This is a genomic window from Carboxylicivirga fragile (genome assembly GCF_050589805.1).
Classification (GTDB): Bacteria; Bacteroidota; Bacteroidia; order Bacteroidales; family Marinilabiliaceae; genus Carboxylicivirga; species Carboxylicivirga fragile.
In genome coordinates this window covers 36,963-57,187 of the sequence record NZ_JBNGOY010000038.1, presented here as the reverse complement: position 1 = coordinate 57,187, position 20,225 = coordinate 36,963, and the positions used below count along the sequence as shown (strand labels likewise).

Annotated in this window: 16 protein-coding genes; all 16 read right to left on the bottom strand. The window is 38.4% G+C overall.

Annotation, left to right across the window (positions count from 1 at the left end):
• Nucleotides 1-454: 454 nt before the first annotated feature.
• Nucleotides 455-2,029: a M81 family metallopeptidase gene (locus ACRD7B_RS16270; protein ID WP_430825652.1), complete on the bottom strand. Its 1,575-nt coding sequence runs from the start codon at nt 2,027-2,029 to the stop codon at nt 455-457.
• 34 nt (nt 2,030-2,063) lie between these two features.
• Entirely contained in the window at nt 2,064-2,702 is a 639-nt protein-coding gene (locus tag ACRD7B_RS16265; protein WP_430825651.1) for a copper homeostasis protein CutC, read from the bottom strand.
• Nucleotides 2,703-3,047, bottom strand: coding sequence for a GH85 family endohexosaminidase C-terminal domain-containing protein (locus tag ACRD7B_RS16260; protein WP_430825650.1), 345 nt, complete (start codon nt 3,045-3,047; stop codon nt 2,703-2,705). It lies immediately after the preceding gene.
• A 16-nt stretch (nt 3,048-3,063) separates the two neighbouring features.
• Nucleotides 3,064-5,709 carry a GH92 family glycosyl hydrolase gene (locus tag ACRD7B_RS16255; protein WP_430825649.1) on the bottom strand — a complete coding sequence of 882 codons (2,646 nt, stop codon included), beginning with the start codon at nt 5,707-5,709 and terminating at the stop codon, nt 3,064-3,066.
• A 23-nt stretch (nt 5,710-5,732) separates the two neighbouring features.
• Nucleotides 5,733-9,305, bottom strand: coding sequence for a glycoside hydrolase family 38 N-terminal domain-containing protein (locus tag ACRD7B_RS16250; RefSeq protein ID WP_430825648.1), 3,573 nt, complete (start codon nt 9,303-9,305; stop codon nt 5,733-5,735).
• Nucleotides 9,306-9,617: 312 nt separating this feature from the next.
• Nucleotides 9,618-10,295, bottom strand: coding sequence for a bifunctional 4-hydroxy-2-oxoglutarate aldolase/2-dehydro-3-deoxy-phosphogluconate aldolase (locus ACRD7B_RS16245; RefSeq protein ID WP_430825647.1), 678 nt, complete (start codon nt 10,293-10,295; stop codon nt 9,618-9,620).
• Between the two features lie 17 nt (nt 10,296-10,312).
• Entirely contained in the window at nt 10,313-11,356 is a 1,044-nt protein-coding gene (locus ACRD7B_RS16240) for a PfkB family carbohydrate kinase (protein WP_430825646.1), read from the bottom strand.
• A gap of 22 nt (nt 11,357-11,378) precedes the next feature.
• A complete protein-coding gene (locus tag ACRD7B_RS16235) occupies nt 11,379-12,455 on the bottom strand; it encodes a mannonate dehydratase (protein ID WP_430825645.1) in 1,077 nt (358 codons plus the stop codon).
• Nucleotides 12,456-12,504: 49 nt separating this feature from the next.
• Nucleotides 12,505-13,695 carry a CaiB/BaiF CoA transferase family protein gene (locus ACRD7B_RS16230; RefSeq protein WP_430825644.1) on the bottom strand — a complete coding sequence of 397 codons (1,191 nt, stop codon included), beginning with the start codon at nt 13,693-13,695 and terminating at the stop codon, nt 12,505-12,507.
• Between the two features lie 3 nt (nt 13,696-13,698).
• On the bottom strand, nt 13,699-14,469 hold the full coding sequence (locus ACRD7B_RS16225; RefSeq protein WP_430825643.1) for an enoyl-CoA hydratase/isomerase family protein: 771 nt from the start codon (nt 14,467-14,469) through the stop codon (nt 13,699-13,701).
• 1 nt (nt 14,470) lies between these two features.
• Nucleotides 14,471-15,610 carry an ABC transporter substrate-binding protein gene (locus ACRD7B_RS16220; protein ID WP_430825642.1) on the bottom strand — a complete coding sequence of 380 codons (1,140 nt, stop codon included), beginning with the start codon at nt 15,608-15,610 and terminating at the stop codon, nt 14,471-14,473.
• A gap of 42 nt (nt 15,611-15,652) precedes the next feature.
• A complete protein-coding gene (locus ACRD7B_RS16215) occupies nt 15,653-16,705 on the bottom strand; it encodes a lactonase family protein (RefSeq protein WP_430825641.1) in 1,053 nt (350 codons plus the stop codon).
• Between the two features lie 102 nt (nt 16,706-16,807).
• Nucleotides 16,808-17,596, bottom strand: a complete 789-nt coding sequence (locus ACRD7B_RS16210; protein ID WP_430825640.1) for an SDR family NAD(P)-dependent oxidoreductase — start codon at nt 17,594-17,596, stop codon at nt 16,808-16,810.
• Between the two features lie 17 nt (nt 17,597-17,613).
• A complete protein-coding gene (locus ACRD7B_RS16205; protein WP_430825639.1) occupies nt 17,614-18,306 on the bottom strand; it encodes an RraA family protein in 693 nt (230 codons plus the stop codon).
• 3 nt (nt 18,307-18,309) lie between these two features.
• Nucleotides 18,310-18,735 carry a hypothetical protein gene (locus ACRD7B_RS16200; protein WP_430825638.1) on the bottom strand — a complete coding sequence of 142 codons (426 nt, stop codon included), beginning with the start codon at nt 18,733-18,735 and terminating at the stop codon, nt 18,310-18,312.
• 21 nt (nt 18,736-18,756) lie between these two features.
• The gene (locus ACRD7B_RS16195; RefSeq protein WP_430825637.1) at nt 18,757-20,205 is read right to left on the bottom strand and encodes a sugar porter family MFS transporter; all 1,449 of its coding nucleotides are present in this window, start codon (nt 20,203-20,205) and stop codon (nt 18,757-18,759) included.
• Nucleotides 20,206-20,225: the final 20 nt, after the last annotated feature.

The following is a 20,225-nucleotide window of genomic DNA, read 5'->3' as shown; positions in this document are numbered from 1 at the left end:
GATAAAAAAATCAATCTGTGCTTTTGTATCGGCATTAACCATTGTAATTAGCAAAATGATTTATCAATCATTTTGGAATACAATTGGTATAATTGGTGGATTAAAACTATCGACACGGTGGATTTAGCCACATTTAATCTGCTGGCAATGTCTTGTAAAGAAACCTTTTTCAATTGAGTTGTGTTTTTTGCAAAACCGGTTTTGCAATTCGTTCAAAAAAATAGGCTAATGCCCTTTATTTTTTTATCTCTACAAATTTACAAGCTTAATACGATCAATGCCAGCACTGTTTATTACTTGAAAGTAACAAATTGTTCTCCTATGGCGAGTTCATAAACCATAAATGAGCATATACTTGCATTATAAAAAAATCCGCATCCTTTTTTCAGAGGATGCGGATAGCATATTATACCTATTTATTTACCGTAAAAATGGTATTACCTTTGACCTTCTATTATCTTTCAGAGCCTGAAATTGGAATCCATCGTACACTTAAATCTGGAGTTGTCATATCTTTATCCAACGGAAACATTGGCCGTTTGATACGTTTATACCCCAAGCGCTCTAAGTTTTGATCAACACCTCCGGGTGTTAAGGCCATCACCCAATCACCACGCATATTATATAAATCAGGTACTAGATAACCAATTTTCACAACAACAATATCCGCTTTACGAGGTTCTAAACCCAATTGAGTAAAATCGTGTTCATTGTGATACGGCTTACGTTTTTTAGTTACAATTACCGATATATTACCTACCTGCACCACCACTTCAACTTCGGCATTTCTGTCACCTTTATGAATAGCTTTAACTACTCCTTCCAATAAAATTGGTTTGGCAAAACGATCATCAACTTCAGCCCCAACATATGCTTTAACTGTTTTTCCAACACCTAGCTCCATAGCTTGTGTTATCAATTTAGGACCAGGAATAGATGCATAAATCAATGATTTTCCACCTTTTCTTTTTAGCTCCTTAATTTTCAACAACTCAGTCAAAGTCCAAGTTACATCACCAGCACCACCCGCTGTTGGGTTATCGCCCATATCACTCAAGATAAATGGTTTCTTATCACTGTTGAGTGCCTTTTTAATGGCTTCTTCATATGGTAAAGTAGGTGCCACAAATTCAAATTCATTACGCACATCCCAAAAGCTTTGTGCCAACATCTCAGCAGATGTTTGTACCTGAACCTGATCATCTCCCGTAACCATAACCACAGCATGATTTCTTGGCTCATCTGCCCAAGCATAGCCTACCCAAATAGCAGCATCAATAACGCCTTCTTTGGCAGCTTCCGGCGCTACTTTTGCATACAAGCTTTTACCGGGCTCAATACGTGTGCTTGTTTTCTCTCCTGGTAATAATATCGGCACAGGAATCCATGCCTTATATTTTGGTTTTCCTTTTCCACTTTCCAATCTGTCAATTAAATTCACCAATGCCCTTTTCTTAGATTCAAAAGCATCTTCATGAGGAGCCAATCTATAACAGGTCATTAAATCAGTGTTTTCTGCCAAGCGTTCCGAAACATTTCCATGTAAATCCATACAAGTGGATATGACACAATCAAAACCTATTACTTCTCGAATTCGAGCTATCATGTCTCCCTCTGGGTCGTCCAGACCTTCAACACTCATTGCTCCATGTATATCAAAAAATAATCCATCGTAAGGCAGATTATTACGCAAGCGATCTAAAGTTTTCGACATTAAAGATTCGTATGCTTCGCGTGTTACAATTCCTCCAGGAATGGCATGCCCTTTTACAGCAGGAAAATAGTCGGCTTGCTTTCTTAGTGCAGAATCAGCTTTTAGAAAGGGAAAGTATTTAAAAACCTCATCTCCATAATAAGCATGAAAGGCGTCTTCTGTGGTTGTAGCTGGAGAAAACGTACTCGATTCTATTGCTAAACCCGTAATGGCAATTCTTGGCAATGCCTGTTTCTTATCGGCATTTCCTCCACATCCTAAAAGCACTACACTTATTAAAAAACCAATACCTACTATTTTTAAAATACTTCTCATAATACTATTGTGAATATAAATTCTTACACTTTTTTTATAGTTGACCTACAATCAATTTACCATGATAAGCAGAAGATTGCAGGCTTTCATGGACGGTTTCCATATTATCGTTAGTAACTTTTCCACAAGCAATAATCTCCATTTTATCTCCTGCTCTGGAAATCATTTGTAGAAGCAGATTTTCGCCATCTTTCCAGGTTTGTCCCTTACCTGATGTGAGTACTGCATCTACCCCTTCAATCTCCAATAATCTATCTAAGTCCTCTAATGGTTTTTCTACGCTATCAATAGCCTTATGTATGGTTACTTTTAAAGGATGCGCCAACTGCACTAGTTCTTTGGTTTTTGAAATATCCAAAGTATTCTCTTTTGTAGTAATCCCAAAAACAACGCCTTCAACACCCAATTCTTTACAAGCTATAATGGATTGTTTCATTTCCTCAAACTCGGCACTGGAGTAGATAAAACCTCCTCCTACCGGGCGAATGATAACTCGAATGGGAATGTTACACTTTTGAAACACCGAAGAAATAGTTTCCATATCAGGTGTTAAACCATCCAAATCTAATCGAGCACAAAGTTCAATTCTATCAGCGCCTTGTTTCTCAGCATTCTGTGCCTGCTTTATGCCTTCAACACAAGCTTCCTTTATATATTTAGTTTTATTACTCATTTATTTCCAGTGAACAATGTTTTTTGATGCCTTACTTTTGGAACCATCTTTAGCTACAGATATTACTTGAATGATCGATTCTTTCTGATTTTCTTCCTTCTCTAAAGATGCAATATAATAATCTGAACTTGTCGTTTTTCCCAACCAAATTTTATCTTTTCCCTTGATTTGATAAACACTGGCATCTGAATCAGTTTCAGGATCCCATTTCAACAACTCATCAATAAACCAATAGGACGAATACGGTTGATGCTCTCCATATTTTGATTGAGCATCAACTCTCATTATAGTTCCTACAAACAATAGTATAAGGCAATATGCAATTCTAGCTTGTTTCAAGTTCATCTATATCTATTTTTAACTACTTTAATCCCCATTTTATGTTCGGCTCCGCCCCCATCTCAAACACTAGTTCGCCACCATTCATTAGATCAGTATGGTCTAAAATGCACCTATTATACGGCTTACCATTTAAAGTAGTCGATTGAATATAGGCGTTCTCTCTGGAGTTATTGTTGGCAATTACAGTAAAGGTTTTTCCCTCTCCAACATTAATACTCACTTTGTCTAACACAGGGCTACAAAGTTGATAAATTGGGTCACCGGGACATGCCGGATAAAATCCCATTGCTCCAAAAACATACCACGATGATACCTGACCACAGTCGTCGTTTCCGGGAAGGCCACCTACATCGTTAAAGAAATACTTAAACAGCATATCACGAACAACCTTTTGAGTTTTCCAGGGTGTACCAATAAAGTTGTACATATAAGGGGCATGCATCGAAAACTCGTCACCCACATAATACATATCATTATCAAAGAAGTCATCAAGATAAGCCTCTAATTGGTCTTCGCCTCCCATAAACTCAGCCAATCCTGGCACATCGTGAGGGACTAGCAAAGTGTGATTCTTATAATACACTTCTGTATCATGATCTGTTCCTTGTGCCCACACACTTATACTCTTATCGAAAGGTTCTAACCATTCGCCATTTGTTTTCTTCCCGCGAACTAAACCGGTTTCTTTATCCAGTACATTGATGTATCGCTTTGATCGCTCCATGTACTCTTCGTAATAATTATCTTTACCCAAAGCTTTAGCCATTTGAGCAATACAATAATCATCGTAAGAGAATTCTAATGTACGTGCAACAGGTTCGCCATAAAATCCGAAAATGTCGGTTGGTACATAACCAATATCGTTAAAGTAATCTATTCCCACTCGACCTGAGAAACCACGATTTCCTTTTTCATTGGCATTTTTAAGCATGGCTTCGAAAGCCATTTCAGTATCAAAACCTCTAATGCCTTTTAAGTACGCATCGGCAATAACAGCATCAGCATGCGTTCCCATCATTATACTTCGATACCATGGATTTGGCCATTTAGGCAACCAACCTCCTTGTTGATAAGTATTCAACATACCGTTAATGATGTCGGTTGTTTCCTGAGGTTTAACAATAACCCAAAGCGGATGTAAAGAACGGAAAGTATCCCAAATAGATAAATCGGTGTACATTACCCCTTCATGAACTTGATAATCAAATGGGCTAAAGTATCGACCATCTTCATTTAAATTACGAGGATTAACAAAACACTTGGTTAAGGCTGTATAAAAAATAGCTTTATCATCTTCTGAACCGTCTACCTGAATCATATCTAATTCATTCTCCCAAACATCAGCTCCTTTAGCTACAGCTTTATCAAAGTCAAAATCAGCAAACTCTTCATCCATATTAGCACGCGCCTGTGCTATATCAATTAAAGAAGTACCAACTTTCATTTTTATCACTTCATTAGCTTTGGTAGCAAAACTTACGTAAACCGCATTTCCATCGGCTCCTTTAAGTGCCATTTGAGGTCCAAGTTCAGGATTTGGTTTCACAGGTTCTGCACATCTTAGATGCATCTCTGTGGTACTTGATCCGTCATAATAGTCAATGCGAATATCATATTTTTCGCCTTTGGTTAGATTAACTGTATGAGTGTTAGTACCCGTTGCTCTATACTCCCATTTGTCGATTACCAAAGCATCGTTAATATACATTCGAGTACCATCTTTAGTGGTTAGTTCGAATGTATGATCTCCCGAATGCCTTGCATGCATTGTTCCTTCGTACCTTGCCGAAAAGAAATCAGCTACAACACCTTCTGCAGGTTCTTTTAACCAATCGTAATTCAATTCAGAATAGTTCACGAAAACATCAGGTTCGCCTTCAAACTTATCATTGTTATAATAGGCTGCCCGAAAACCATCAGGAACCAGTTCAGCACCAACTACATTAGGCAACCTATCTATATTGTAGACTTCAAATTCCTTATCGAACTTAGCCACAAAATGATTTCTGAAATGGCCAGCAATAACAGAATATCCTTCAATCTCATTCCTTTCCGGAATAACTTTATAATAACCAGGCACAAAAACACCATCGATTAAAATGGATGATTGATTAGATTCTGGAAAAGTGAATTGAAAAAAAGCCGTTTTTGAGGCTGCTGTTAATTCAGCTTTAATATTATAATCATCTAATTGAACTGAGTAATAGTGCGGTTTAGCAATCTCACTATCGTGGCTAAATTTTGAGGCGCGATCATCTGCATCTATTACGACATCACCTGTCATTGGCATCACACACATGGCACCCCAGTCGCCAACTACTGCACCATTAGGGTAACGCGTACCACGAAAACCTTGTATCGTTTCTTGATCGTACCAATAAGGTACGGGTACAGTAATCACACGATCTGTCCAGACCGCCGTTTGCGGTGTCCAATGCGTTAAAGCAGATGGATTACCTACAATTGGCGAAACATAACCCATAGGCTCCTCAACTTCGGTAACTGTAATATCAGCAATACTGGCTGCAGTTCCAACTCGCGTATCAACATATTTTAATGCTCCTTTATTTGCTAATTCAATAGTCGATTTAGAAGGGACATTGCATGCATTTATGCCTACAAGTGCCAATACTATGGCTACAAAACTTTTACCTATGACTTTCATATATACTATTTTGACGATTTTCTTTACTTCACCTCAAGCTGATATGTCTCTATTCCGTACGGCGAAACCTTAATCTCTTTAACTTCCTTTGGATTCTCCTCAATGATGTTAGTATGCATTAAGTTTTCTAATTCAAAATGAGAACTTAAACTGACAACAGCTTTTTTACCTTCTGTATCATACATGCGCACAACAAGCTCTTCTCCGTCTTCGGCTTTTTTAATAGCTGTAACAATCACATTCTCCTTATCAATACTAAAGAACTCAACATTTTCAGCCAAACTAGCTTTGGTAGATTTTTCAGGATTAATAACTACTTTAATTGGCTCATTAAACTGCTTCGAAACTCTTGACCCATTTACATCTCCTACTCGGTTAGAAGTTAAAACATGGCTGTATGAGTGACTACCTGCTTGAGAATACTCGTTTCCTTCCCAATGGCATGATTTTCTACTAGCCAATAATACATGCTGTAACAAATCAGCATCACCATCTTTAGTTGGGTTAATCCAATCGGCAGCAGCAACAGAAGAACTAAGCGTAATAACATGCTCATTATCTTCAGCTGAGATCCAATCCATAATTGCTCTAGGATGAACATCTTTGCAAAGAGGTGTATAACGCTCGCCTGCACTATTAATTTCATCTCTACCAACTTGTACTGCTCCGTAAGGAACTTCATGAGATACAGTTGAATTGTTGATCGCAACCGGATAAGCCGTTCTGAATTCTCGATACATTTCACCATCCCAATTGTGCAATCTGTTATCGAATTGAATACGTTTTAATTTGTGATAAATGGTGACGTTTTTTTCCACTTTCGCATGTCTGATTTGTTGCTCTAAACGATAAGTTGAGAATACTTCACCCGAAGCAACAAGTGTCCATTTTGGATTATGGATACTTACCTGATCAAAATTCTTCATGAATGGTTGCTGTACATCACCAAACTCACCGGCTCCGTTACCTTCCGATTGAAGCGTAAAAATCTCTCCAACCTTGAATTCATTAGTCGCAAATAAATTCTTCTTTAATTCTTTATCGTAAACCTGGTCAATTCCTCCATCAACAAAATTAATTTTGTAAAAATCATTCTCATATACCCCTTTGTAATTAGGTGTTGCATCCGAATAATTACTTTTCATCTCAGGTTTAACATAGAATGTTTTGTATCCAACCGAAGGAATATTTTCAGCTACAAATACAATTTTGGCATGTTTGATACTGCCATCATCATGTTTAATAACTTCTGTATATTGAATTGGTACATTTACTTTTTCAGCGTTAATCACACTTAACCCCATTGCTTTTCCCTTAAGGAAATCTAAGGCAATATTTACTGGATCCGTTCTTTCCCATGATAAGCTGTTGAAAAGCACCACTGGAATACCTTTCTTCTCTTGCGTTTTTACGCGTTGAGCAATAAAGTTAGTAGCCTTATCTAATAACTTCTCTCCTATTACTTGCGACTCCACCAAACTCTCTTTAAATAAGTTATCAGTGATATCGCCATCGTGACCTCCCCAACCATGATCGGGATATATTTTTGCTTGCCATCCGGCATCGAGTTCTTGATATGGATAAGGCATTTTTTCTTCATCTAACACAGAAGCTACTGTTAGGAATTTCTCTGCTGCAGGCAATAACTTTGATGCTTTACGACTGGCCGTCAACGCATCGTGATGGGCTGGGCCATGTATATAAACCCATACATTAGGACGCTCGCCTCTAATGGTATCGATAGACCTTGCATTTTGCTCAGCCAATGGCATAAACTCATCAACAGTCATTAACTCCATTGACGGCAAATAAACGTCTCTTTCAGTATCTTCATTATCTATTACTGATTCTGTTTCATTCCATTTATCGATAAACTCAGAGTAATCGATAGCCGGAAGCATGTCCTGACTTGAAAGAAGTGGCGTTTGTGTTTCTCCTCCTTCAAAATATTGACTCCACCAAACAACTTGCTCGGCTCCATATTTCATTTGCTCATCAATGCCTTTTTCTAATTGTAATAAATCAGCACCATAATGTCCCGGAGAATAAGTAAATACTGAACTGCCATCCGGACTTGCCCAATGCACCATTGTTTTAGCATGGCGACTAATGATCATGTAATCAACACCTGCCTTTTTCAGAATCTGAGGTAATTGAGCTGTTTTTCCAGGAACATCCACATTCCAATAAACTTTGGAATCGTATCCTCCAAAATTCTTCTTAACCCATAACTTACCTAAATACAATTGACGCACTAAATCCTCGCCATCGTACATATCTTCGTAAGGACAATTGTAAGTGGCTCCTACCGAAAGTAATTTGCGATTTAATAATTCGGTCAGTTTTGCCTTCGATTCAGGATGACGTTCAATATACTCGCGTAACATTAATCCATCTTCAATATCAAAACCATAATCTTCGCGAGCCAAAGCAGCTTTAATAATAGGGGTGAAAAGCAGCGTATCGCGCATTATTATACAAGCCTCCGGACGGTCGACCCAAGCAATATCCTGATGACTTGAATTCATGATTGAAAGCAAACCCTTCTCATACTTATTTTCAAAAAACGGCTTGTATGCCTGGTAATATTCAGGACGATAACGTTTACTAAAATCACCTAACCAACCATTGTGTGAATGCGCATGCGATGCGAAATAGAAATCTCCCTTCACGATATTCTCACTAACATCTCCATCTCCTTTAGGAAATTCAACACTGTAAACAGCATCGCCATATTTTATCTGGAACGATTTTCTAGGGGCATCGGCTGATACAGCAGCTTTTGCCATTTCCCCTTGTAATTTAAACGTAGCTGGTTTACTTTTCTTACCATCAGAAACAACAGACACTTTCTTTCCAACCCAATGTGCAGGCGCATCAATTAACAACTTATCAGTAAACTGCTTAATCGAAAACGAAACCTCGTGCTGAGTTGAATTCTTTAACCAATGTACTATATTGGTGGATTTGAATAACATGAACCAAGCATTGGTGCCTTTAGCCTGCCCATACACAGATATTTTAGCTTGTTCACCTTTTACCAACATATTAGCAGGTACACTTAATCGAAATGCTCCTACTCCGTCTCCATTATGATCACGTTTTTGCAAAATGTATTTTGCATCACCATGTCCCGGATTGCTCAATATTTCTAAGTTGCCATTTTTCTCAGGAACAAAAGATAACAAAGGCTTATCGTTAACCTTAATGTCATATGGTTCAAGGTTATTTAAGTCAATGTCTGAATAAAAGAAGAAATTGACCATATCACCAGAATATTCGACTGGTACCACAGCAGTAAGGAAATCAAAACCCGACTCACCTGTTGATGCCCTAGCGATCATTGCATTGTACACATCGGCGCGTAAGGAAGGATAAGGATACATACCTCCACTTAATTGGCTAGAGAATCCTTCAATATCATTTTTACAAATTTGGTACAACTTATAGTTGTCATTCATCTCATGAATTTGACTTCTACCAGCACTTTCATGCGCTTTCAAACTCAATGTAGATAACATCACAATACTTAAAAAGGCGTATCTGATAATAGCTATTTCAGAAAATGCTTTTGTCTTCATCTGTATATAATTCATGTTTTTCATTTTACGCTGTTACTATAATCGCCCAATATCATAATGAAGAAAGTATTAATCTTCAATTAATCAGGCATTATACTTTCCTCATTCTTCCGCTAAATCGTTTTAGCTTGTTATAGTAAAAAAAGTTGAATATTATGCATCAACTCGAACTAAAAACTACTATTTGATGATGTTTAAAATTACAATTTATCAGACTAAAGAACAAGTCAGAATCATTGTCCTATAACGACAAATTATAGCCCTAAAGCATGAATAATTATCACTTCCATCATATCAAACCATTATTATTTAAAAGTTGATTATTCATTATGACTTTTGACGTATCGCACAAATCATATCTAAAGTAGACCTAACATTTAATGTAAGCTCAGTGTACGAACCTGCCTCAATCACCTTTTGAGGAATAAGTTGCGAACCCATGCCAACACAATGAACACCAGCATCAAACCACTTCTTTAAATTATCGTACTCCGGCCTCACACCTCCGGTTGGCATTATTGACGACCACGAGAAAGGCCCTAACACGGCTTTTACAAATTCAGATCCACCAACTTGCTCACCAGGAAATATTTTTACCACTTCAGCTCCTAATTCTTCGGCTTGCGATATTTCGCTTAAAGAACCGCAACCTGGCGACCAAGCAACCTTACGACGATTACATACTTTAGCCATCTCAGCATTTAATATGGGCGAAATAATAAAATTGGCACCTAGTTGCAAATACAAAGCGGTGGTTCCTGCATCAATCACAGAGCCAACACCAAGGATCATTTCAGGACATTCTTGTTCACACCATTTATTTAAATTACTAAATACCTCATGTGCATAATCGCCACGATTAACGAACTCAAACAATCTTGCCCCACCTATATAACAAGCCTTTACAACCAGCTTACATACCTCTAGATCGGAATGAAAGAAAACTGGAACCATGCCAATTTCTTTCATTTTTAATGCTACTTCAATTCTTGAAAATCTAGCCATCTTAGTTTTATCTACAATTAACGTGAAACACGACCTGAACTATCACCATTCATCAACTTCTCAACTTCCTCAACGCTTACCTGATTATAATCGCCAAAGATGGTGTGCTTAAGGCACGATGCTGCCACGGCAAAATCGAGCGCTTTCTGATCATCAGTTGGATAAGTAAGAAGTCCATATATTAAACCTCCCATAAAAGAATCACCACCACCAACACGATCAACGATATGCGTTATCTGGTAGGTATTGTTGGCTTTGTAAAGTGTTTTTCCATCGTAAAGAACACCAGTCCATGAGTTATGATTGGCACTGATTGATCCACGTAAGGTGGTAATCACCTTCTTACATCTTGGAAATTGCTCAACTATTTGTTGCGATACCGATAAGTAAGCATCCGCTTCGATATGCCCTCCGGTTACATCAATGCCAAATGGTTTAATGCCTAATACTTTTTCAGCATCTTCTTCGTTACCCAAAATAACATCGCATCCCGAAACCAACTTAGGCATTACCTCATTGGCTTCCTTACCGTAGTTCCACAGGTTCTTTCTATAATTCAAATCCGTTGAAACTGTAATACCTCTTTTATTCGCTTCTTCGATTGCTTCCAAACAAACATCAGCAGCTCCTTGTGAAATTGCAGGTGTAATTCCTGTCCAATGAAACCAAGTGGCTCCTTCAAACACCTTATCCCACTTTACCATTCCACTTTTTATGGTTGAGATAGCTGAGTATGCACGATCGTAAACTACCTTACTGGCACGACTTACTGCTCCTGTTTCTAGAAAATAGATACCTAAACGCTCCCCTCCATAGATAATGTTATCTACGCCAACTGCATGTTTTCGTAGATCCATGGTACAAGCTCGTCCCAAATCATTTTCTGGCAGACGTGTAACAAAATCAACAGGTATACCATAATTGGCTAATGAGACAGCCACATTAGCTTCACCTCCTCCATAGGTAGCAGTAAATTCAGACACTTGAGAAAACCTTAAATAACCCGGCGTTGATAACCTCAACATTATTTCTCCAAATGTTATAACTTTCCCTTTATTCATGCTTTTAATATATTAATCGTCCTTATTTTTCTTCGTTAACTCTCGAAATAGCTGCTTTCATAAATCCCATGGCATAAGCCATTCCTGCGTGCCAAGGTGCCGCGCAACTCATTTGTGGTGTGTGATCGGGAATTAAAGCGCCTTGAAAATTATTCTTTTTCAAAATGCGTAGTATCTTAATCATATCGATATCTCCTTCGTCAACAAACACCTCTTTATAGTTTGGCACTTTGCCAATAATATTTCGGAAATGAATGTATCCTACCTTGTTTTGTTTTGAGTAGCGATCGGTGGCTTCGTATACATCTCCTTCAGTCATTTCAGCAACCGAACCTAAACAAAACTCTAGTTTACTATTATCACTTGGTTTGATGTCAATTAAACGCTGATACATATCCGGTTGATAAACCAAACGTGGTGTATTTCTTACATACGGCATCGGGGGATCATCGGGGTGAGCAGCCAATATTACACCAGCTTCTTCGGCAACAGGAACCAAATTTTTCAAAAAGTACTCCAGACGTTTCCACAATTCGTCATGGCCGATACGAGCTAATGTTCCTTCTGAAGCATTTTTATCATATACCATGTTCCAAACCATACCATTTGGAATAGGTGTTTCATCAACCGCTCCATTCATTCCTACCGACTCGGCCCCTCCACGCGCATAAGGTCCAATATCGCGGCTCGAAACGCCAGCTAAAGAAAAGTTATATCCAAAATATGGGATACCGGCCTTACCAACAATCCGAATTTGTTCTTTAACTAATTCAATCTGCTCTTCTTTTTTGGGACCATCCAAAAGAATATCGTGCCATATTGCAGGATCAAAGTTTTCAATAGCTTCCCATTCCAAACCGTGACTATTGATTTCTTTTTTAATTCTTAAAATTTCTTCTAAACTCCAAAGTTGCCCATTACCTGCACCTCCCCAGCCATCTTTCTCTCCAATAGGTTGATTGGCATTTTCCTTATTATTATCATCGTTACCAAAGTAATCGACTAAATGAACAACTAAATGTGTTGCACCACATTGCTTGGCAAACTTATAGTGCTCTTCGTTGAGCATGTGCTTATATAATCCGAATCCTAGTTTCATGTGTTTGTTTTTAGTATCAAGATATTAGACGATTTCTATCTTAAATAAACTACTTTGGAGCATTTAAAAATGATGTTACCTCATCATCATTAAAATTGCAAAACTCCTTTAATATCTCCCCTGCATGCTCATTTAGTAAAGGAGCTGGTTTGTAAATCTGCTGAGGTGTTTCGCCAAATGACACTGGAAATCCTGTCGTTTTCACTTTTCCAATTGTTGGGTGTTCATACTCAATAATCATCTGGTTGTGCTTGATCTGAGGATCTTCAACCATCTCATTAAATGTATTGACCTGAGAGCACCAGATATCATGTTCCAAAAGAATTTCTAACCATTCATCTGTTGTCTTGGTCTTGAATACCTCGTCAAAATCGAAACGAATTTCATCTCTTCCCTCAATAATGTTATTGGAATCAAACTCAGCAGAATCATACTTCTCAAAACCAATGGCTTGTGCAACTTTCTGAACAGAGTTCATACCAATTGCCACAAAACTATCCTTTGTATTATACAAGCCATAAGGTGCACCTAACCAAGGGTTTGGAATGCCACTAGCGCTCTTCTCTGGATTCTCTCCTTTATGCAAGAAGGCTGTTACTTCCTGAATATGAAAACCAACTGCAGAGTTCATTAAGTTGGCTTCAATCTTTTGCCCTTTTCCCGAAATACTTCTCGAATAGATAGCAGCTAGTACCGATTGTACAATAAACAAACTTGTTAGTAAATCGGCTTGGCCAACAGCAGTAACAACAGGTACGTCTCCTCTTTTGCCATTAAGTGCCGCTCCTCCACTTATGGATTGGGCCATTAAATCTTGTCCGGGTCGTTTTAAGTAGGGACCAGAAGCTCCATAACCTGAACTAGAACAATAAACGATGCCGGGATGTAACTTCCTAATTTCTTCATAACCTAAACCTAAACGCTCCATTACCCCAGGGCGGAAATTCTCCAGAAGAATATCCGCCTTCAAAATAATATCCTTGGCAATTTTCTTGCCCTCTTCCGATTTAAGGTCAAGCGCAATGCTTTTTTTATTCCTATTGAAACTTACAAACGAGATGCTTTCTCCTTCGGGATAGAGGTTCCCATACGAATAATGTCGCATCCAATCTCCTTTTGGGGGCTCAATCTTAATGATATCAGCACCCATGTCGCCTAGTTGTTGAGTAGCCCAAGGGCCTTGAGCCAATTGTGAAAAATCTGCAACAACCAAGCCTTTTAATGGTCCGTTATTTTCCATGATCTACTTTTCTGATTTTTTAATGAAATTCTGTATGGCCGCCTGTGCTTCATCTTGAAGAAACAAATCTTTAACCGTCTGAGCCTCATCTTCTATTCGTTGATTAAAATCCAGAGTTGTCGTACTCAAATTAGCCAAGCGCTTTAATTGAGTAATGGATTGTGCCGAACGGCGGGATAATTTACTAGCAAAGGTCAATGCTTCGTCCATAAAGGAATTGTTGCTAAAAACTCGATTGATAATTCCCCAGTTGTTTAACTCTTTGGCATTATATTGTGCACCAAAAAACAACATCTCCTTAACCCGATTAATTCCAATTTTTTGGATTAAACGTTGAGTTCCTCCTCCACCAGGGATAAGGCTCAAGAAAACTTCGGGTAAGCCCATTTTAGATTGATCTGAAGCCACGAGCATATCGCACGATAGGGCTATTTCTAAACCACCTCCTAGCGCAAAGCCATCAACTGCTGCAATCCATGGTTTACTTGAATTTTCAATGGATTCGTATAAACGTTTTCCTTTCTGTTGAAAAGCAATAAATTCTTCATTGGTCTGGCTACCATATTCTTTAATATCAGCTCCAGCCATAAATGCTCGTCCTTCACCACAAATCATTGCCACACAAACATCTTCATCACAATTAATCAAATCAATGGCTTCGATAATTTCATCCATCATTTGCCTATTCATGGCATTCAACTGTTCAGGACGATTGAATTTAAGAATGGCTACCTTATCCACTTTCTCTATTACAACTGTTTCAAAGTTTGTCATCTTATATAATTGTTTGGTATAGTTCGTTCAAGTTCTTAATCACACTTCTACTATTCCGATAGGCTGCAACACCTGCATGTAACATATCAGCCCCTTGTTCTTGAAACTGGTTCCATCCTGGGAACTGAGGACGCACATAGGCTGTTTCAAGCGTATGTAGAGTATCCTTAAAAAAGTTATTGCACAACTCATTGTTCTTACTGCTTGTCCATGCCCTTAGGTTTCCTGGCTGTCCACCATTATCGGTAAAGATTCCCTCTTGAATCACTTCTCCTGCCACGAACTCAACAAATTTAGCAGCCAAGTCGGCTACTGAGCTGTGAGAGGATACCGCAAGTCCAACGCCGCCAAGTATTGTAGATATTCCTTCCTTATTTTGTGGGCTATTACAGAAGTGAACCAAGTTTTTCGCATATCCTAAGCGTGAATAATTGGTATACCCAAATAAGTAAGGCGAATAAACAATATCGTCATTAGCTCCCATGTGATCAAGTATCTGAATAGGGTTCCACTCCATTGATCTTGGATGCAAATAGTCAAGATGACTCTTTATCTCGTCCAGAACCCTTATGCCAATTTCCAAATCAATACCTTGACCATTAATAAAATCGCGACCATTACTCTGTGCGCATAAGGTTAAAAATGTACACCAGAAATCAGTCGGACAAAGTGCCCATGCTATTGATAAATCATTCGGCAAATGACAATAAAAGCGTTTTAACTCCTCTTTCGTTTTAGGCAAAACAAGCCCTCTATTCTCAACAATATCGTTACGATAGGCACCAACTAAAGCAGCCGCATCAATAGGTAAGGCATAAATATGATTATTATATTGATAGGACTTAAAACTTGGTCCAACCGATTGTTCTTCAAGCTTGTTTAACGATGCTTTTGAAATATGCGACTCAAGAGCTTGAAGTAAGCCATTTTTATCGGCTTGCCCCATATAAGGATGATCGATGGTAATCAAATCATACCTTTCGATTAAAGATTCAATAGGCATGTCGCCAAACTCCTTTAACGACCTAACATCCCATTTAATGGAGACTTCTAGATGAAGTTTTGAAAACTCCTTTGATGCCGCTCTTAAAGGCTCATATCCTCGCGGATGATCCCAAGCCATCCCTTTTAATTCAATCATTGTATTTTTCTTTACTGATAGTAAACTTTAGTAAGTCAGCACTTAATCGAGCCAAGTTATATTTACAGGCGTATCAACCGATATTTCGGAATGCATTGTAAGCTCACCCGAGTCTTGATTTATTTTAAAAACCACTAACGAGTTCGAATCCTGGTTGGCAGCTATCAACCATTGACCAGTTGGATCAATATTAAAATCACGTGGCGTTTCTCCTCCACTGGATTGATGCCCAACTAAAGTCAGTTTATTTGACACTGCATCAATCTTAAATATTGCAAGCGTATTAGCTCCTCGACAAGAAGCATAAAGAAACTTACCATTCGGATGCAAACGAATTGCTGCGCCCCCAAAAGCATCGGTGAATGACTGAGGCACAAATGAAATGTTTTGAATAAGATCAAATAGTTCCTTCTTCTGTTCTGCTACAAATATCTCTCCCGTTAATTCACTAAGTATATAAGCAAATTCACCAGTAGAATCCATTATCATATGTCTAGCTCCCGCACCTGATGCAATGCTAATATCATTTTCTTCCTGAGTAAACCAGCTGTTTTCTGCTTCATCAAATCGGTATGCTACAGCCTTATCGAGGCTTAAATCCACCACATACATATGTTTATCACCATAGGGATAAACCATATGCGCATGGGCAGCTTCTTGTCTCTCTGCATTTGGACCGATACCAGAATGCTGGATCAACTGACTATGTGGAGCTATACTCCCATCCTCCAATATTGGATAAGAAAGTACATTTCCAGAAACATAGTTAGCCACAACTAATCGATCTTTTATTATTGCAATATGACAAGCATAGTCGCCAAATAGCTTTTGCTTGTTTATCAAAGACAATTTTCCATCTTGCATAATGCGATATGCATACAACTCTGGATTGAGGTCTTCGTACATTTCCTCAACAGCATACAAAAAATGTTTATCCTTCGAAATGGCCAAGTAACTCGGATTTCTTTGCTTGAAATATCCCAAGGGACTAACATTTCCATTTCTTAAATCGAGTGTAAAACACCCAATACCTTCACCAGTTGGATTGGATGCTGGCGCACCTTCTTGTGTATAACTTCCTGTATAAAAAATCATAATCGTATTCAAACAAAGTATTTTACCTAATAAACTGAGCATCATTATAATTCTGTAACCTTAAGCGAATGTTAATAATTATCCAACTCGCTTGTTCAATATTTACTTTTGTGGTCGTGGATCGTATTGGATCGTATGATTCATATATGATCCATCGAGATACACATCGGTACCTGTGGCATAGCTGGCCAAGTCGCTAGCAAAAAATGCAACAGAAGGCGCTACATCTTGAACAACGCCAACTCTTCCTTGTGGAATCCACTCTTCGAACTTGTGACGACCAAATTTATTTATCTCTTCACGGTTCATCTCAGTCTCAATTGCACCAGGTGCGATAGATACAACGCGTACATTATCTTCGGCCAGTTCTAATGACAGACATTTAGAGAACATCTTTAATCCCGCTTTAGCAGAGCAATAATGAATTAAGCCCTTACGTGGCACCACATCATGAATGGACGAAATATTGATGATAACTCCACCTTTTCCCTGCATTCGTCTGCCTGCTTCGCGCGAGCACAACCAAGGACCTTTAAGATTTATATTCATCACTTTATCCCATGCGTCCTCTTCTAAATCCAGTACGTGCTCAACCGTTTCAGTTCCTGCATTATTTACCAAAATATCGATGCCCCCAAGCTCTTTATCCAATAATAAGAACATATCTTTTACTTGCGCTGAATCGGCGACATTTGCGCCTGCCACAACAGCTTTTACCTTATGCTCCTTTTTGATCTCTTCAGCTAATATTTCAGCTTTTTCCTTATTGGAGTAATAATTTATAAGCACATCAGCTCCGCACCTGGCTAGCTCTCGACATATTTCAGATCCTATGCCTTGGCTACCGCCTGTAACCAAAGCCTTTTTTCCTTTTAAATCAATCTCTCTCATTTTGATAGTTTTTAGGCTTACATTATTCCAAATTTATCAAAGGCGTCAACCGTACTCATGCCCGCTTCCAGCGCTTCTTTAACGAGCTGTTCGCCACGTGATTTCTCAATGGCTCCCGTAAAGGCTTCATCAGCCACTTCTTGAGGTACAATCAATACACCATCACGGTCACCATACACAATATCGCCTGGATTAACCCTTACTCCATCAATTTCAATTGGAACCCTATAGTCAATCACTTTTCCACGAGGGCCTTGGTCCTGTGCATATCCTCCCATTGAAAAAGTTGGAAATTCAAGACTCAAAATCTCGTTTGTATCTCTCGAGTAACCATTAACAACTGCTCCGGCCGCTTTTAGTTTGAGGGCTCTGGTACTCATCAATCCACCCCATAGGGCATATCTTGGAGAAGATCCACTACATATATACACTTCGTTTTCTTTCAAGCTATCAAGCGCCTCAAACATAATCCCGAAAGGCTTCTTCATCAGTGGATTATTGGTTTTATCTGCTACCTCTTCAAACACATCAGCCTCTAGAACAGGCATAGCTCTTCCAATAACCACAAAATCAGTATTCACCGGCTTAAGCTGAGGTGAAAGAAATTGATGCTGATAACCTAGTTTATCCAACACATCGCCAACTAACGCAACAAACAATTCTTTTTTAGCTATCTTGAATAGCTCCTTATCATCTTTCCAAATTGCCATATCTTATTTTTTATCGTTTTCAATTAAACTTGTCACTTTCTCTCTCATTTCCATTTGCTCATCTTCCGATAATTGATGAAATTCAAAATCGGACAAATGGGTATCCGACTTCTCAACGATAATGACTTCACACCCGTCATACATGGCAATGTTATGCCATACATTCTTTGGGATATTGTAACTTACCTCAGCTTGCATCAATTCCATTTCAAATAATGGCTTCCCACTCTCTATGGATGCCGTAATAAGAACTGCTTTACCTTTCAGCAAAAGAAACACTTCATCAGTTTGAAAGTGAACATCCAACTTTGTAATGTTCTCAATCTTTTGGTTTTCGTCTGCATTAAGTTGTGCAACCTGCCAACCTTCTCGAATTAAAAAGGGATGGTAGCCACTATCTTTAACCGCATATTTTTCAATCAAACTCATACTTCTCATTTTATTCTTTACTTACCACTTCTTAGTTTTCCAGTATTTCTCAATTTGCTCTAGAGTTTTTCCTTTCGTCTCTGGTACAAATTTCCAAATGAACCAAATGGCAGGAAGTGTGAGTGCTCCGTATAAAAAGAATGTTCCACTAGGTTCAATCGTTTTTATAAAAACTGGATTGGTAAGTGTTATAAAAAAGCCAGTTACCATAAGCGAGAAACTTCCAATTGAAACAGCAAGGCCTCTAATTCGTGTTGGGAAAATTTCACTGATAATAACCCAAACTACTGGTCCAAATGAGAACGCAAAACTAGCTACGTAACACAATAATGGTATAATTACCAAATTGGACCCTATGGCAAAAAGAACACCAACTCCAGTTAGCGATAAGAAAGCACCTGTTACTCCTATTAGCAGTAACTTACGACGACCAAACCTCTCAATATTAAGAATTGCCACAAAGGTGAAAACTGAGTTTACTACACCAACTAATACGGCTCCTAAAAATGAGCTTTCAACACTTTGAAACGATTCGTTTAAGATGTTGGGAGCAAAATACATAATGGCAGCAATTCCGCTTAAATGTGAAAACATAGGAAGTAAAATTCCGATCATAAGAGGTGTTCTCATGAATGGTTTAAATAATTCTTTGAATCCACCTTCTTCAGCTTCAACCATCTCATTAATTTCTACCATTTGCTTTTCGGCTTGTTCAGATCCACTAATTCTAGTCATGATTGTTAAAGCCTCAGCTTTTCTACCTTTTGAAACCAACCATCTTGGACTTTTAGGCGAGAAAAACAACAAAGTGAGAAACAGTAAGGCTATTGGAATTTCAGTACCAAACATGCCTCTCCAAATTTCATGAACAAACAACCAACTCCACAAACCATGAGGCTCATTTGTAATGACACCTGCCGATTCACCAGCCCCACTCAATACAATCCAGTCTACCATGAAAGCTAACAAAATCCCTAATGTTATGGATAACTGATAGATAGATACAAATTTACCTCTACTTTCTGGTTTAGTTAATTCTGAAATATAAATTGGAGCTACAACTGATGTAATTCCTACTCCAATACCACCAATTACACGAAATATAATTAGAAAATTAAAAGAGAAACTCGTGTTAGCAGTCAACCAGTGAGCATGTTCAGGATTACCCAAAAACTGTGGTGGCAACATCGAACCAATAGCCGAAATTGTCAAACAACTTGCTGCGACAATGAGTGCATTCTTTCGCCCTATACGATCGGTTATTATACCTGAAACTACACATCCGAAAATGGTTCCAAGAAGTGCAGAAGACACTACCCAACCTAACATTGCAGGCGTTAAATCGAAATGAGACTGCAGAAATGAATTACAACCAGAAATAATCGCCGTGTCGTATCCAAACAAAAAACCGCCAATGGTCGAAACGAAACTAATGACTAACAGATATAATGAACCTTTTCTTTTTTCCATACTAAATAATTATTGTATCG